At 41.5% G+C, this 15,783-nt stretch carries 13 protein-coding genes; 2 read left to right on the forward strand and 11 right to left on the reverse strand.

What is annotated here, in order from left to right; translation table 11 throughout:
* Positions 1-123: 123 nt before the first annotated feature.
* The 5 genes from ALE3EI_RS04150 to ALE3EI_RS04170 all read right to left on the reverse strand — a co-directional run bounded on the left by ALE3EI_RS04150 (position 124) and on the right by ALE3EI_RS04170 (position 4,095).
* Positions 124-864: a metal ABC transporter ATP-binding protein gene (locus tag ALE3EI_RS04150; protein WP_186991125.1), complete on the reverse strand. Its 741-nt coding sequence runs from the start codon at positions 862-864 to the stop codon at positions 124-126.
* Positions 864-1,772: a metal ABC transporter solute-binding protein, Zn/Mn family gene (locus ALE3EI_RS04155; RefSeq protein WP_186991127.1), complete on the reverse strand. Its 909-nt coding sequence runs from the start codon at positions 1,770-1,772 to the stop codon at positions 864-866. The genes ALE3EI_RS04150 and ALE3EI_RS04155 overlap by 1 nt, the downstream gene beginning before the upstream one ends.
* Before the next feature lie 23 nt (positions 1,773-1,795).
* Positions 1,796-2,584 (reverse strand): transporter, encoded by a 789-nt coding sequence (locus ALE3EI_RS04160; RefSeq protein WP_186991129.1) that lies wholly within the window; start codon positions 2,582-2,584, stop codon positions 1,796-1,798.
* 1 nt (position 2,585) lies between these two features.
* Positions 2,586-3,242, reverse strand: a complete 657-nt coding sequence (locus ALE3EI_RS04165; protein ID WP_186991131.1) for a metal-dependent transcriptional regulator — start codon at positions 3,240-3,242, stop codon at positions 2,586-2,588.
* A 115-nt stretch (positions 3,243-3,357) separates the two neighbouring features.
* Positions 3,358-4,095, reverse strand: a complete 738-nt coding sequence (locus ALE3EI_RS04170) for a TerB family tellurite resistance protein (RefSeq protein WP_186991133.1) — start codon at positions 4,093-4,095, stop codon at positions 3,358-3,360.
* A gap of 116 nt (positions 4,096-4,211) precedes the next feature.
* Between ALE3EI_RS04170 and ALE3EI_RS04175 the strand changes: the two genes are divergently transcribed.
* Both ALE3EI_RS04175 and ALE3EI_RS04180 read left to right on the forward strand, forming a co-directional pair.
* Positions 4,212-4,622, forward strand: a complete 411-nt coding sequence (locus ALE3EI_RS04175) for a BrxA/BrxB family bacilliredoxin (protein WP_186991135.1) — start codon at positions 4,212-4,214, stop codon at positions 4,620-4,622.
* A 63-nt stretch (positions 4,623-4,685) separates the two neighbouring features.
* On the forward strand, positions 4,686-5,432 hold the full coding sequence (locus tag ALE3EI_RS04180; RefSeq protein ID WP_233279995.1) for a lysophospholipid acyltransferase family protein: 747 nt from the start codon (positions 4,686-4,688) through the stop codon (positions 5,430-5,432).
* Here ALE3EI_RS04180 and ALE3EI_RS04185 read toward each other — a convergent pair.
* The 6 genes from ALE3EI_RS04185 to ALE3EI_RS04210 all read right to left on the reverse strand — a co-directional run bounded on the left by ALE3EI_RS04185 (position 5,424) and on the right by ALE3EI_RS04210 (position 15,743).
* Positions 5,424-8,456: a carboxypeptidase-like regulatory domain-containing protein gene (locus tag ALE3EI_RS04185; RefSeq protein WP_186991137.1), complete on the reverse strand. Its 3,033-nt coding sequence runs from the start codon at positions 8,454-8,456 to the stop codon at positions 5,424-5,426. The two genes, ALE3EI_RS04180 and ALE3EI_RS04185, sit on opposite strands and share 9 nt — an antisense overlap.
* A gap of 99 nt (positions 8,457-8,555) precedes the next feature.
* Entirely contained in the window at positions 8,556-9,626 is a 1,071-nt protein-coding gene (locus tag ALE3EI_RS04190; RefSeq protein WP_186991139.1) for a PA0069 family radical SAM protein, read from the reverse strand.
* 77 nt (positions 9,627-9,703) lie between these two features.
* Positions 9,704-10,486: an enoyl-CoA hydratase/isomerase family protein gene (locus tag ALE3EI_RS04195; RefSeq protein ID WP_186991141.1), complete on the reverse strand. Its 783-nt coding sequence runs from the start codon at positions 10,484-10,486 to the stop codon at positions 9,704-9,706.
* 50 nt (positions 10,487-10,536) lie between these two features.
* Positions 10,537-11,997: a sensor histidine kinase gene (locus ALE3EI_RS04200; RefSeq protein WP_233279996.1), complete on the reverse strand. Its 1,461-nt coding sequence runs from the start codon at positions 11,995-11,997 to the stop codon at positions 10,537-10,539.
* A 73-nt stretch (positions 11,998-12,070) separates the two neighbouring features.
* The gene (locus tag ALE3EI_RS04205) at positions 12,071-12,613 is read right to left on the reverse strand and encodes a CopD family protein (RefSeq protein ID WP_186991143.1); all 543 of its coding nucleotides are present in this window, start codon (positions 12,611-12,613) and stop codon (positions 12,071-12,073) included.
* 22 nt (positions 12,614-12,635) lie between these two features.
* On the reverse strand, positions 12,636-15,743 hold the full coding sequence (locus ALE3EI_RS04210) for a VPS10 domain-containing protein (protein WP_186991145.1): 3,108 nt from the start codon (positions 15,741-15,743) through the stop codon (positions 12,636-12,638).
* Positions 15,744-15,783 lie beyond the last annotated feature (40 nt).

Consider the following 15,783-nt stretch of genomic DNA (forward strand, 5'->3'; position numbering starts at 1 on the left):
TTTCTATTATCGATTTTTTTGTTTAAGAACTCAGAAGTTTACATCAAATTTCACAAATGAACCTCTACCTTCGCTCTTGAGTCTTCAATCTTCCGCCTGCTGACTTCCGACTTCCAACATTTATCATTTATTAATCGCGACCTTATAATTAATCCCATAGGTTTTCGTAAGGTTGTCGTCATTAAAGATCTCTTTAACCGGTCCGGTGGCAATCTTTTTGACGTTCAGGAAAGTAACCCAGTCAAAATATTCGGGCACGGTTTGTAGGTCATGATGGACTACAACTACTGTTTTTCCGGCTTTTCTAAGTTCCTTTAAAATGTTGATGATGGCAATTTCAGTAGTGGCATCCACCCCTTGAAACGGTTCATCCATAAAGTATATAGATGCATTTTGAACCAGCGCTCGCGCCAGGAAGACCCGTTGTTGCTGGCCCCCGCTCAACTGACTTATTTGACGATTCTTAAATGACAGCATCCCTACTTTTTCGAGAGCTTCGAGGGAGGCCTTCTTTTCCTTTTGCCCCGGTCGCTTTATCCATCCAAGATTTCCATAGGTTCCCATCATCACAACATCCAGTGCGGTGGTTGGGAAATCCCAGTCTACGCTACCTTTTTGAGGCACATAGCCTACCAGTTTCCGCTGCTTGTCGTACGGTTTGTCGTAGATCGCTACACTACCGGCTATTGGTTTAATGATCCCTAATATTGCTTTTATCAAGGTGGATTTTCCCGCACCGTTTGGCCCCACTATTGCCATTAATACACCTTCCGGAACCGTGAGATCTATATCCCACAGCACTGGCTTATAGTTATACGCAACCGTAAGATCATCTACCTGTATGGCATTTTTTGTGGTGGTCATTATTTTAATTCGTTAACTATGGTATTTACGTTGTACCGGAACATCCCCAAATAAGTACCTTCTACAGTATCCGGATCTCCCAGTGCATCACTATACAATGATCCTCCAATTTTAACTTCATGTCCCTTCGACAGTACCGCCGCTTGTAATGCTTCTATAGTCCGTCTGGGAACCGAACTCTCAATAAAGATAGCCTTTACATCCTTTTCTATGATAAATTGCGACAATCGCTGTACGTCCTGAACACCGGCTTCAGTGGCAGTGGATAAACCCTGTAGGCCAACAACTTCAAAGTCATAAGCCTTTCCGAAGTAATTAAACGCATCATGCGCTGTAACCAGAATTCTCTTTTCCTTCGGAAGAGTTTCAATGGTAGCCTTTACTTCAGTTTCCAGAGCTTCTAATTTTTGCAAATAGGTTTCCTTATTCTTGATATAAAACTCGGCATTTGTCGGATCATTTTCAGCTAAAACCTCAGCAACCCGTTCGGCAAATTGCTTAAAATAAGAAATATCGAACCAAACATGCGGATCGAAACTCGATGCAAAATATTCTGAACCTATAAGGTTACTTTTATCAAGAGCTTCGGCCAGTGGCACCTGAATTTTTTCCTGTGATTCCATCTTTTCAAAGACTTCTACCAGCTTTCCTTCCAAATGGAGTCCGTTGTAGATGATAATGTTTGCTTGATACAATTTAGACACATCCCCCTCGCTGGCCTTGTACAGGTGTGGATCGACCCCTGCCCCCATTAATCCCTCAACATCGATAAGGTTACCTCCTATATTTTTCACAAGATCGGTGATCATGGTAGTAGTGGTCACGACCTTAAGTCTGTTTGATTCATTTTCAGGATTCTTACATCCGAAAAGGCTAACTGCAATAACGACAATAAGGATCTTCTTCATGGTTTTTTTCTTCTTTTTATTTGTTATTTCGGAATTCTAAAACTAACTCCAGCACTTAATAATATGTCTTGTCCTTCAGTAAAACTTCTGCCTATGGTAGCATCCAATTGCAGGTTCGGCTGAAGCAGATAAGTGAACCCGGCATCCCAAAAATGATTTGCACGACTGTCTTCGGGCAGATCACCATATACTTCGGCGTAAACACCAAATTTATCAGTAATGCTATACCCATACACCAGCGTATACACATAAGCAGCTTCGGGAGAATCATCTCCCCATTGTGCTCCAAGATTGTACGCAATGCTGGAATTTTCACTCACCGTATGCGCAAAAGAAAACCTGAAATCCACAGCTGTAGTTTCAGGACGGTAGTCTGAAGCCGCCGTAAACGGAAACATAAAATGACCCAGCAATCCGATCTCGGGCATCCAGCCTTTTTCTTCAGTGATCTCTACTTTCATACCTGCCAGCAACGGCGACATACCGCTTAACACATTTGGTTGTTCCAATCCATTCGCCGTGAATGTAACCTCTTCAAAATTCCAGCCGAGTCGCAGTTCAAAATTCTCAAGCAGTCCGTAGCGCAGTAGAGTCGTATTATAGACGAAGGTTTCAGTTTGAAGGGAATTCTCTTTAAAAGATTCGTAAAAAGCTCCTGTTTCTACTTGAAAATATCCTTTGGGGACCGTATTTGGTGATTCAGTGGCATCGGGTCGGTCTGTAATGAGTTCAGGGATAGATGCTTCGTTTTGAGCACTTATTCCGAAGGAAATTCCGAAGCATAAAACGTATAACGTTCTTTTATATATCATTTTAGTTGGTTTGTACATATAGGTTTTCTGCAATTTTTTGTGAGATAAAGAATTGGTCGCTTCCAACCTGAATGATCATAGAACTATCAAAAAACTCCTTCCCAAGTACTTTGATCTTTGTGCCGATACTTATTTTTCTTTTGTCGAGATATTGTAAAAATTCTACGCTGGACTCCTTTACGCCAACGCAGACACCTTGCTGATTCTTATTACATTCAGACAACAACTTTTTCTCTGTTCTTTTTACATTTCCGTGTTTATCGGGAATCGGATCCCCATGGGGATCGAAATCGGGGTGACCCAAATATTTATCCAGACGCCTTACGAGTTCTTCACTTTGAACATGTTCGAGTTGTTCTGCGATCTCATGTACCTCATCCCAGTGAAAATTGAGCTTTTCTACAAGAAATACTTCCCACAGACGATGTTTTCTTATAACGTTTGCCGCTATCTTTCTACCGCTTGGGGTCAATAAGGTTCCTTTATACTTCTTATAAGAAAGCACTTCTTTATCAGCTAATTTTTGTACCATATCGGTTACCGAAGACGGTTTTGTATCCATCCGATCTGCAATGGCATTAGTACTGACCTCCCCCTGAATTTCCTGCTCCAGATGGTAGATCGCTTTTAGGTAATTTTCTTCTGCTAATGAAAACATAGGGCAAAGGTAAACATATTTTTATATAAATACTGTTTTTATTTTTAGCCTTATCTAAATTTTGTGGTAAAACACACTATATCAACATAATATTTATATATTTTTAGAAAAAATATTAGAATCCGCGTTCCTTCTGAAGTTGTTCGTAGGCCTCTTTTACCTTACGGAATTTTTCCTCGGCACCTTTTTGATAGGCTTCATCCATATGTTGAAGTTTATCGGGATGATATTTCTTGGCCATGGTTCGGTATGCCGCTTTGATCTCGGCTTCAGTTGCACTGCGGTCGATCTCAAGGATCTTATAGGCACTATCGGGATTTTTAAAGAACATTGCCTTGATGCTCTCGAAATCGCGGTGATTTACGCCCAGATACCCGGCGATCTTATTAATTTCAAGTACTTCGCTTTCGGTCACATGCCCATCGGCATTTGCAATACTAAAGAGAAAATGTAGTATTTGTAACCGGGATTCGTAGCGGGTACGTTGTCTTAATAGATTACAAATGTTTGTGGCAGATATCTCTCGTTTCTTAATAACTTCATTAAACACCTTAAACGTGGCATTGGCACGTTCCTTTCCGTAGGCTTGTACAAAATACAGACGCACATAATCCAATTCACTCTGATTTACAGTGCCGTCTGCCTTAATGACCAAGGAGGCAAGGGATAAAAGATTCAGTTCAAAATCGGCAGGTGTAACCCGTTCTCCGGGTTGTGAATCAAACATGGAGGTAAATGATTTTCCTTTCTTTCCACCCAGATTATCCACCAGACTACCCAAAATAAAGCCAATTACCGCTCCTGTAAACCTGTAAAACATAAAACCGACAATGGCACCTAACCAACGAATCATAACAATTTAAAATTTGTGCGCAAAGATAAGTATTCCTTTAGAGGTCGTTGTTACAGGTTTTGGTCTAAAATTGGTTACCTTTGTACAAAATTGTTTTATACTTAAAATTTCAAGTTATGTACCCAGCAGAATTAGTTAAACCCATGCGCGAAGACCTTACCAATATTGGTTTTTCCGAATTATATACCGAAGCCGATGTGACCAATGCCCTCAATAAAAAAGGGACTACACTAGTGGTCGTAAACTCGGTTTGTGGTTGTGCTGCAGCCAATGCCAGACCTGGAGCTCGTATGTCACTTCAAAATGCAAAGACACCCGATCATTTGGTGACCGTTTTTGCGGGAGTGGACAAAGAAGCCGTTGACGCCGCAAGAGCACAAATGATGCCTTTCCCTCCAAGTTCACCATCTATGGCATTATTCAAGGATGGAGAATTGGTTCATATGTTAGAACGTCATCATATAGAAGGGCGCTCTGCCGATATAATTGCAGAAAATCTTAAGGGAGCGTACGACGAATATTGCTAAATCCTTCTATTATAAAATAAAACCGCCGCTGTTTTGCAGGCGGTTTTTTATTTTTGAGACGAAATGAAAAAGCTGCTACACATCTTAAGCTATCCCGTTACTGCAATTTTCTATCTGTTCTTCGGATTGAATTTAGTAGTGTTCGACCTGATACAACGTGTTTGTTTGAAACTGTTCGGTTATCAGGCACACAAGGTAAGTGTGGATTATTTTAATGCCCTCATCGTTAGATTGCTTCATATTTTGGGTACGCGGATTCATTTTTCAGACCGCAGCAGTATTCCGAATAATGTACCCATCATCATTGTAGCCAATCATCAAAGTTTGTGGGATATTCCGCCCCTCATCTGGTTTCTGCGTCGCTATCACCCAAAATTTATTTCCAAGATAGAGTTGGGGAAGGGTTTGCCTTCTATTTCCTATAACCTGAAATATGGTGGTTCGGTGTTAATTGATCGGAAAAACCCCAAACAATCGATGGAGCAGATTACCCGGATCGGTAAATATGTGGCTCAATACCACCGAAGTGTTGTGATCTTCCCGGAAGGTACCCGAAGTCGAACGGGCGAGCCAAAACCTTTCAAACGAAAGGGATTACAGATCTTATTTGAAAATGCTCCGGAAGCCTATGTACTTCCCGTTAGTATAAGTAATTCGTGGAAGCTTCAGAAATACGGGATGTTTCCAATGCCCCTAGGTGTAGTATTGAAATTTAAAGTACATCCGGCCATAAAAGTTTCAGAATATGAACCACTGGCACTCATCAATGAGGTTGAGCGCATTGTTCTGGGTTCGATTGAGTCAGTTTAAAAGCGTATCCAAAGTGACTTTTGTATTGTGTTCGCTTAACTTAAGGATCATTTCTTCCTGTGTTTCTTCCGGCAATCCGTAGTTTCTGAATAAGGTATACTTTATGTATGTTGGATTCACAACGGTTTCATCGCCCAAATTCTGAATGTTGATAAGCCATTTTCCCACTTCGGCATCATCGATAATAAATTCTTTAAGGCTGTACCCATATTTCAATTCCTTGCTGATCTCCTCGCGACTATTAAACACCGTATGGTCCATCGTAAAAAATTTGTTGTTGGAATCTACGAACTGGATCTCAAATTCGCTCATAGAATCGGTCCAGTCAAAGACTATACGAATATCCTGTTTAAAGCCAAGTTCAAGAAGTTCCTTCGGAATAGATTTAAGATCTATTTGTGAACGGTGGTTTGTAATCAAATGCTGAAATTCATTGATCACAACATCGCCAATCTCTGTAAAATCAACATTAGGAATACTATTGGAATACATTTGTAGGTATAGCGAAACCGCTTCATCGAATTCTTTATTCTTATAATGGATAAGTGCCATATCCCTGTATGCCTCGGCGCTTCTTGGAATTAGATCTATTATGTGAGCATAAACCGCTTTAGCTTCCTTCAGTCTTCCCAACGATTCCAGCTTAAGAGCGAGGATCTTCAGCGCTTTCGGATTTTTTGAGGCCAATACAGCGAGATTGGACAATACTGCATAGGAAAACTCTTTGTCCCATTTCAGAAAGTAATCAGATACATCCACATAAAAACTCACAGAACTTTCGACTTCTTCCAGATAATTGAAATAAATGGCTTTGGCTTCATTAAAAGTGCCGGCACTTGTAAGTTTCTCGAGATAATCGGGAATAGTCCCACTCCCGGCCAGTTCTGTGATCATCGGGATACTTTCCATATAATCATTTCCTGAAACCAACAGTGTATCGATGGAATCAACCGAGCTGTCCTTGGCTTTTGAATAGGTTTTTGTCTCTATCACTATAGCCCCATAAGCTGCGGCAGAACCATACCTGATCGTTCCGGCCGCCGATTGAAGAAATAGAATGCTCTCTATTTGCTGAGGATCAATAGGTGGAACTGTTACAAATGGCATGTTTTGATCATAAACGATCCCGTCAATCACCACTGCAGCATACGTTTCCAATTGGAAGCTCGCATGTTTAAATTTTCTGAACCTATACTTAAACTCACCGGGGACACCCTGGGCAACTGCATCTATTCCAACCCCCCAGTTCAAGAGTTGCGCCAGATCTGTATGTGTATCCTTAATGTCCTCGCTGGTAATTTTTTTATGAACCGAGATTCCTATCTCTTCTCTGCTTTTCATCCCAAAGGGTGTCGATATATTCTTTTCAGGGTTCCTTTTCCCCGTCACTATCACTTCCTCTATCAATTCGCCATTGGGCGTTAATGGGATATGTAATTTTTTTAATTCAGATACAAGTGTATCCTTTCGTAGCATTCCCAATGCCTCGATTCGTAATACATCTCCCGGTTTAGCATTTATTCGGTATTCACCATTATTGTTAGACCTTACCTCGTACAAACTGTTCTTTACCGAAATCACTGCGCCTTCTATCAATCCCGATTCATTGTAGACGGTCCCATAAACAAAATTACGTTCGTCGATTTCTTCGGAAGCTTCATAATCGTTTTGATCTTTAGCGGAGACGCGTAGCGCTTCAACGGCTTGCTTGGGGTTGTATTTTGTGAGGTTTAAATAATAGCCCCCCGAATACAATCCCAGATCCTGCAGTTCCTGATGCGGAGCATCCTTGTAGGAATTCACCACAAAGACCGGAATATCAATCTGTGATCGAAGCGGCTCAAAGAGTGTTTTTCCGTTGGTAAACAACAGGGCAGTCTCAGCCTTGGATTCATTGGTTTTCAACACTTTTGAAAAATCTGAAGAACCATTATATCGAGTGTCTTCAAGAAAACTGATCAATTCCTTACATTTTCCTTTCTTACATTTAAACGTTTGAGATTCATAAAACCCGGTACTGAATTTTACCGCTTCCACCTCAACGGTTTTTAATTCTTTGATATAATTATAAAGAACCTCCAACTCTTCATCTCTGTTCCTGCTCTCCATGCCCAGAGCACTGTCCCAATACAACAGAATTTTTTCGGGTTTTGGCCTTGTTTCAACTACACCTTCCTTTTCATTAGTGGGATGCGAGGTGAGTAAGTTGAAACTCAGACTAATATCCCTGTACACTTCCCAGCGATCCTGACTGTATTCCCGGGTAAAGGATAGTCCTTTATACGGACTAGCAGAAATAGCAAAATACAAGGTGTCCCCATAGATCTCGACCAACTCAATGCTAACGACGATATCGTCATCTACATAGATATTGTAATCTTCCAACGGAATGGTTTCCTTACCGCTTTTTTTAGAGATGATATGATAGATATTCTCATTCAGAAGATTCTTTCCGGGGTTTCCGCGATCGTAGTGATATACATTTACGCGAACAAGTATACTATCGGACAGGTTTTCGATAATATTGAAACTCAAATTATGTAGTTTCGTGCGCTTCCTTTTCACGCGAATCACTGACGAAATTTCGCCTCCTAAGGCAAAACTATTTCGCCAGTACCCATAATCGGCACTTGTATAGGCTGTGCTCCCGATGATCTTTTTTTCCCGTGCGGTACCGTTTAATACAACCGTTTGTAGTCCGTATGCCTTAGGTTGCAACTTTAAAATAACCTTATATGAAATCAATTCTTTAAGCTCGGCTTTGTTAAGAAGTCTGGTTTCATAACCTATGGAAGAAATTTGCAATACGTCGTCTTTGGAAATTGCAGAAGATTTGTAGGTGAGTTTAAAATTTCCTTCCGCGTTACTTACCGTGCCAATTCCTTTTTCAGCAAATCCAATATTAACAAATTCGATGGGTTCACCGGTCTTTGCATCCTGAATACGCGCCGCTATAGTGGTCACGTCCTGTGCAAGACAAGGCAACGAAATACACAATAGACTAAAAAGTAGGAATGAACGCATATTGATGATGGTATAATGGTTCCAATCAAGCTACGAAATAAATGAATAGATCGTCATTAATTTTTCCGATCATTTATAAATTTCGACCTATTACACGATTTAAAAAAGCCTCATTTGCGGGTCTTTTATGGCCAAATAATGCGATCGGTCTAAACTTTCCTTATTTCGGGTTTTGAGGTATTTGTTCTTTGCTATGGTCATCGTATTCTTAACCTGCATCGCAATGGCTCCGTCCCCTTTAATCCTTCTTCCCCAATGACTGTCATTTAGATTTCCTCCATGGCATTCGGCGATCTGATTAAGAATTCTTTCGGCACGATCGGGAATGGTTTTCTTTGCCCAATCGGCAAAAATTTCACCTATTTGTCCGTTTAAACGGACTATGGTATAAGACACATCTCGGGCGCCCAGTTCGACTACTTTTTTAACCAGAGGCAGTATTTCATGGCTGTTTAGTGATGGGATAATGGGAGCCATCATCACCCGCACAGGAATGTTATGTTCTGAAAGCATCTCCACCGTTTTTAGCCGTTGCTTTATACTGGCCGTTCGGGGTTCCAGGAGTCGGCGTGTATCTTCGGAAAGAGAAGTGATCGAAAGATAGACTGAAATAATATTCAGCTTTGCCATCTCTTGTAGAATATCTAGATCCCGAAGGATCAATGCATTCTTAGTGATGATCCCGGTTGGGTGTTTCCATTTCAGCATTACTTCAAGACATTTTCTGGTAATTCCCAGTTTGCGCTCAATTGGCTGATAACAATCGGTATTTCCTGAGAATACTATGGTATTGGGTTGCCAGGAACGTTTTTTAAGCTGTTCTTCCAGTAGGAATGGCGCATTTTGTTTTACGAGTATGTTCCGTTCAAAATCCAATCCCGCACCATACCCCCAATATTCATGACTGTTTCGCGCATAGCAGTACACGCAACCATGCTCACATCCCTGATATGGATTGGCCGAATATTGCATCCCTACATCTGGACTGGTCACCTTATTTACAAAGGTCTTTGGATAAACATCGATATATTTCGATTTATTTTGGTCGGCTTCTTCCCCTTCAGCTATACAAAAATTCAGGAAATCGTCGCGTATTTCGTGATTTAATTTGAAAAATCGGTTGTGCACCTTTTTTTGGGCTCCACGCCCCTTCAAAAAATCTTCAGGCATAAAAAAACTTTGAATTGTAAAATCCAAAGTTATTCTAAATTTGGAATATTTCCTATTTCAATTGGAATATTTCCTATTTACTTGCCCGGAAATTTTGCTTTGCGCTTTTCAAGGAACGCCTGAGTTCCTTCCTGGAAGTCGGCTGTACCAAAACACTTCCCGAATTGAGTGATCTCCTCGTCAAAGCCATTTTCACCGTCTTCATAACCGGCATTGATGGCAGTAATCGCAGCAGATATAGCCACAGAAGAATTACGGCTGATCTTTTCGGCAATCTTGTTGGTAAATTCCATAAGCGCTTCGGGGCTGGTCACATGATTTACGAGTCCGTATTGCAGCGCCTGAGCGGCATCGATCATTCCTGCGGTCATGATCATCTCCATAGCGCGTCCTTTTCCTACCAGTTGAGGAAGGCGTTGTGTCCCTCCATAACCGGGAATTACCCCTAAAGAAACCTCAGGTAGCCCCATTTTTGCATTGTCGCTGGCCGTTCTAAAGTGTGCTGCCATGGCTAATTCCAGTCCACCACCCAAAGCAAAACCATTAATGGCGGCGATAACCGGCGTTGACAAGTGAGCCACATAATCGAATAATACCGCCTGCCCCTGTGCAGCAAGATCCTGACCCTGAGCTACGGAAAAATCTGCAAATTCGCTGATATCGGCCCCGGCTACAAAGGCCTTCTCTCCGGCACCGGTAATAATGATCACTTTTACCGATCTATTGGAGTCGGCTGTTTTAAACGCATCGTGAAGTTCATTGATCGTCGCTTTGTTAAGCGCATTGAGTTTTGATGGTCTGTTAATGGTGATCGTAGCGATATGTTCGTTTTGCGCTACGAGAATGTTGTTGTATTTCATGTTATTTTAGGTTTGTGGGGGAAATTACATCCCTAAAATTACAAAAATACTTAGGATTGCTTCGGAAATGTAACCTTAAAAATTGTTCCTTTCTCTACCGAAGATTCAAAACTAATTTTACCCTTATAGGTTTCAACAATTTTCTTAACCATCGCAAGACCGAGCCCCATACCGGAAGATTTTGTTGTAAACTTCGGTTCAAAAACCCGTTGCATGTTTTCTTCAGCTACCCCAATACCATTATCCATTACTGCAATAACCGCTACGCCCGGTTCAGCAAACACCTTTACTTCAATTCGGGGTTCTTCAGGTTGTTTTTGCTCCACGGCCTGAATACTGTTTTTAACAAGATTAGTGATCACGCGTATTAACTGCGTACGGTCAAATCTGGCGATGATCTCTTCTTCTTCAGAAAAGAAATAGATATAGTCTTCATTAAAAATATCAAGAGCTAGTTTTGTGATCTTTACCACATTGAGGGTTTCATCCTGCTGCGCCGGCATTTGTGCATAGGTGGAAAATGCCGAGGCGATCGAGCTCATGGTGTCTATTTGTTGAATTAGCGTATTGCTATACTCGTCAATTTTCTTCTGAGCATCGGGGTCTTCCGGGTCGAATTTACGTTGAAAACTCTGTACCGTGAGGCGCATAGGGGTCAACGGATTCTTAATTTCATGTGCTACCTGCTTCGCCATTTCACGCCAGGCGGCTTCCCGCTCACTGGCAGCCAATTGAGCCGCGCTGCTTTCTAATTCATCGATCATTCCGTTATAGGCCTTCACAAGATTTGTGATTTCCTCAGTGGTATTTTTGGCGATATCGATTCTTTTATTTCGCTTATTAAGACGCGTATCGATAATCTTCTCGCTTATCTCGTTGAGGGATCGTGTTATATACGTAGAGAGAAAATAGGCTAAAGTAATCGCGATAAGGATCATAAAGATATAAGCCATTCCAAGCCTCGTAAGATTTTCTTTAAGCTCTTTTTTTATAAATCCATCGTCCTCAATATACGGCAGGTTAAGTATGGCAAGAGGCTTAAAATAGCTGTCTGTGAGATAGGTATAAGAGGATTGATATTCCTGTCCGTCTTCTTCAAACTCCTCTACATAACTTTTAGAGGATGTATTCTGAAGGGCATCCATTACATATTTTGGGATCTTGCTATGCGCGGTATCTTTAAAAAATGAGGCCTTAGAAGACTTTAGCAAATTCCCGTCGAGATCGTATAAGTAGATCTCCAAATTGTGAATATCCTTTAATTCGTATATCTTATCTTTAAAAATAAGTGGCAACTGGTCGGTTTGAACCGGATAGGTGGTATTCCTAAGGACATAGTTTATATTTTCACGTATGTTTATTTCCTTACGCTGAAGACGTTCCCTGTGGTAGTCCTGCGCTTCTTCTCTGTATTGATAAATCGTTACTATAGCAATTAGAATGGACGCCCCGACGACCAGCAGCAGCATAGAGAGAAATATTCGAAAGCGCAATGATCTGGAGAGCCTCATGACCTAATTTTTTGAAAATCCGAGCAATAATTGCACCATTCTGGAATATTTAATTGGGAATTGCCCATACTTCTTATTCGTCATTTTTTTGACGTATTCGTTTGTACATTCGATAGCCTAACATGATTAACACCGAAAAAACGATGATACCCATAGTTCCGTAGATCCAGTTTACGGCATTTTTCAGAATTACCAGAAATACAACAGCAAACAGAATAATGGTAGCCCCTTCATTAAAAAGGCGCATAAAATTTGACGAATGCTTTACTATATCCTTTTGAAGCTGTTTAAAAATAGTATGGCATTTAAAATGATAAATGATCAACAGGAATACAAAAACCAGTTTTACCTGCATCCATGCATCAGTAAGGTAAAAGGGTCGTAAGGCAACTACCCAGATCCCAAAACCCAAAGCCAGAATCATGGACGGCCAGGTAATGATCGTCCACAATCGTTTTGCCATGATCTTAAATTGTTTTCCAAGGATTTCCTTTTCCGGAGGTGGTTTATGGAACGCTTCGATCTGGTAAACAAATAATCTCACAATGTAGAAAAGTCCGGCGAACCAGGTAATCACAAAAATGAGATGCAAGGATTTTATATAGTCGTATTCCATGTTGTTTCAAATGGAGTAACAATTACTCTTCGCTGTCTTCAACAAATAAATAATTCAGGTTTTTGCTGTTAAATTCACGGTTAAAGGAAACGATTTCCTGAGAGATCAAAGCATCGAATTTAGCCAGCTCTGCGTTGATCTTCTGGGTTAACTCGTCCTTTACGGCTACGTCCTGTACTGTGGGCGGAAAGTCGTCCATTCCCACCAAACTGTTTAAATGTGCAAGTTTGTTGGTGAGCCTAATAGGAAAATTCAACGGATCCTGTCCGCTCTTATTCTGGGTCTGGTACAGCGCTTTTTCAATTTCCGAAAACTTCTCACTTAGCTCCTTAGCCTTTTCAACCAGCGGTTTAACGTCTTCATTATCTTTATATTGCTCTTGAAAAGCTTTAAGCTGTCCATTAATATCCCTTATTTTTTTAATCGATTTATGCGCCTTGTCAATGGTTTTATTCACATCGGTAATAAAATCGAATTGTCGTTGCATGCCTGCTGCATCGGTTTCGGCATTCCCATCGGGTAGGATGGTAAAGGTCTGACTGTAGTTTTCTCCGTCTACAGTTAATATCACCTTGTACTGTCCCGGAACCGCCTGAGGTGCTTCGGTGCTTGCCCACCAAAGGATCATTCCTTTAAGGCGTTCGGCTCCTTTACCTCGCATGTCCCAGATATGATAGTTCGCTCCCTTTTCCACTTTTAGTTTGTCTTCTTTGCCCTTTGTACTAAAAGACTTGATGGTATCGTTTTTAGCGTTGAGGTAGCTCAGTTTTATTTCTTTTTCTGAAGGGTCATTCACATAAAAGTAGGTCATTACCCCGGCCGGATGATTGGTTCCTGTCGTTAATGATCCACTACGAGAATTCCCACCCATGCGATAAGTGTCCTTGGGTTTGAAAAGATATACTTCCTTGCCTTTCGCATCGGCCAGTTGGTGTATCACTGACAGATCATCGATGATCCACAAACTTCTTCCCTGTGTAGCTACGATAAGGTTATTGTTCTTAAGTGCAAGATCGGTGATGGGTACTATGGGTAGATTTAGTTGAAATGGCTTCCAGTTGACACCATCATCGAAGGAGATATACATTCCGGTTTCAGTACCCGCATATAAGAGGCCTTTGCGCTTAGGGTCTTCTCTTACTACTCTCGTAAAATGTTCTTCTGCAATTCCGTTGGTGATCTTCTTCCAGCTTTTTCCGTAATCTGTGGTTTTGTATAAATAGGGCGCAAAATCGCCAGTTTTATACTTTGTCCCAGCGATATAGCAGGTCCCCGAATCGAATACCGAAGGCTCTACACTGTTAATCATCATCCACTCGGGCATTCCTTTAGGGGTGACATTTTCCCAATTCTTTCCGCCATCACGGGATATGTGTACCAATCCGTCATCACTCCCGGTCCAAAGTAATCCGGGGGTTATAGGCGATTCGGCAGCGGCAAAAATGGTACAATAATATTCTACCGAAGTATTGTCCTGGGTAATTGGTCCGCCAGAGGATTTTAGTTTTTCGGGGTCATTTCGGGTAAGATCGGGGCTAATTACCTCCCAACTTTCCCCTTCATTAGTGGTAACGTGCAAATGATTTGAAGCTGTATACAACTTGTTAGGGTCGTGAGGTGAAAAGAAAATAGGAAAGTTCCACTGAAAGCGGTATTTCATCTCTTCTGCTCCATGCCCCATAGGATTGTCCGGCCATACACTTACGCTTCTTACGGTTCCGGTTTCGTGATTATAGCGGGTTAGAAAACCGTCGTAACTCCCTCCGTAAACAATGTCGTTATTTTCGGGGTCTACCGCGATATGCGCACTTTCTCCTCCGGCTGTCGATTCCCAATCTTCCTCGTTGATATTCCAGCCTTCATTTCGATGGGTAATTCGTATGGTGGAATTGTCCTGCTGAGCCGCATATATGCGATACGGAAATGAATTATCTGTCGTCACTCTGTAAAACTGAGAAGTTGGCTGATTGTGATAAGTGCTCCAGGTTTCGCCTCCGTCATAAGTAACCTGTGCTCCACCATCATCTCCAATGATCATTCTCTTAGGGTTTTCAGGGGCGATCCAAAGATCGTGATGGTCTCCATGTGGTGCGTTATGGGTACTGTATGTTTTACCTCCATCGGTACTTTTGTGGTATCGTACATTTAATACATACACGGCGTCAATATCTTTAGAATCTGCATAGATACGCGTATAATACCAAGCGCGTTGCCTTAAACTGCGCTCACTGTTAATAAGACTCCAGGTATCACCTCCGTCATCACTTCGGTACACTCCTCCTTCATCCTTGTTCTCAACAATGGCCCAAACACGTTCGCTATTTACAGGAGAAACAGTAACACCAATAATTCCTAAAGTTCCTTTTGCAAACCCTGTGTTGGTTGAGATTTCCTTCCAAGTTTCTCCGCTATCTGTACTTTTCCAAAGCGCAGACCCGTCTCCCCCGCTACTCAAACTATATGGAGTTCTTCGTACGTTCCATGTTGATGCATATAAGATTCGCGGATTATTTGGATCCATGATAAGATCTACTGCCCCGGCATCTTCATTGGCAAATAGTATTTTATTCCAGCTCTTACCGCCATCGATACTTTTATACACGCCACGCTCCTGAGTAGGTTTATAGATATTTCCTAAAACGGCAGCGTAGACGATGTTGTGATCCCTTGGGTGGGTAGTAATTCTGGGGATATGTCTGCTATTCTTTAAGCCCATATTCGTCCAAGTCTTTCCTGCATCGACCGTCTTCCAGATTCCGTAACCTGAAGATACGTTCCCCCTAACTGTCTTTTCACCTCCACCTACGTAGATCACATTCGGATCATCTTCAGCTACTTCAATAGCTCCTATAGAGCCTCCAAAAAATCCGTCCGAAATATTTTTCCAACTGCGCCCGCCGTCTTCAGTTTTCCACACACCGCCTCCTGTAGCTCCAAAATAGAAAAGATTCGGTTTGTTGGGAACTCCGGTAACCGCTGCACTTCGGCCACCCCTAAAAGGGCCGATTAATCTGTATTCCAGCGCTCCGTAAAGTGATTCGTCATAGGATTGTGCCTGCGTGGATTCGGGGAAAATTCCGAAGAAAATAATAGAAATATAAAAACTTAGGGTTAGTGTAAATCGGGTCATAATATACGTATCTATAGATTTTTTTAAAGATACATATTTC

The sequence above is a fragment of the Constantimarinum furrinae genome, from assembly GCF_014295415.1.
GTDB lineage: Bacteria > Bacteroidota > Bacteroidia > Flavobacteriales > Flavobacteriaceae > Constantimarinum > Constantimarinum furrinae.

Excerpts from the sequence above, each read along its gene's own strand:
- ALE3EI_RS04150 (WP_186991125.1), bottom strand. The coding sequence starts at position 864 with ATGACCACCACAAAAAATGCCATACAGGTAGATGATCTTACGGTTGCG.
- ALE3EI_RS04155 (WP_186991127.1), bottom strand. The coding sequence starts at position 1,772 with ATGAAGAAGATCCTTATTGTCGTTATTGCAGTTAGCCTTTTCGGATGT.
- ALE3EI_RS04160 (WP_186991129.1), bottom strand. The coding sequence starts at position 2,584 with ATGATATATAAAAGAACGTTATACGTTTTATGCTTCGGAATTTCCTTC.
- ALE3EI_RS04165 (WP_186991131.1), bottom strand. The coding sequence starts at position 3,242 with ATGTTTTCATTAGCAGAAGAAAATTACCTAAAAGCGATCTACCATCTG.
- ALE3EI_RS04170 (WP_186991133.1), bottom strand. The coding sequence starts at position 4,095 with ATGATTCGTTGGTTAGGTGCCATTGTCGGTTTTATGTTTTACAGGTTT.
- ALE3EI_RS04175 (WP_186991135.1), top strand. The coding sequence starts at position 4,212 with ATGTACCCAGCAGAATTAGTTAAACCCATGCGCGAAGACCTTACCAAT.
- ALE3EI_RS04180 (WP_233279995.1), top strand. The coding sequence starts at position 4,686 with ATGAAAAAGCTGCTACACATCTTAAGCTATCCCGTTACTGCAATTTTC.
- ALE3EI_RS04185 (WP_186991137.1), bottom strand. The coding sequence starts at position 8,456 with ATGCGTTCATTCCTACTTTTTAGTCTATTGTGTATTTCGTTGCCTTGT.
- ALE3EI_RS04190 (WP_186991139.1), bottom strand. The coding sequence starts at position 9,626 with ATGCCTGAAGATTTTTTGAAGGGGCGTGGAGCCCAAAAAAAGGTGCAC.
- ALE3EI_RS04195 (WP_186991141.1), bottom strand. The coding sequence starts at position 10,486 with ATGAAATACAACAACATTCTCGTAGCGCAAAACGAACATATCGCTACG.
- ALE3EI_RS04200 (WP_233279996.1), bottom strand. The coding sequence starts at position 11,997 with ATGAGGCTCTCCAGATCATTGCGCTTTCGAATATTTCTCTCTATGCTG.
- ALE3EI_RS04205 (WP_186991143.1), bottom strand. The coding sequence starts at position 12,613 with ATGGAATACGACTATATAAAATCCTTGCATCTCATTTTTGTGATTACC.
- ALE3EI_RS04210 (WP_186991145.1), bottom strand. The coding sequence starts at position 15,743 with ATGACCCGATTTACACTAACCCTAAGTTTTTATATTTCTATTATTTTC.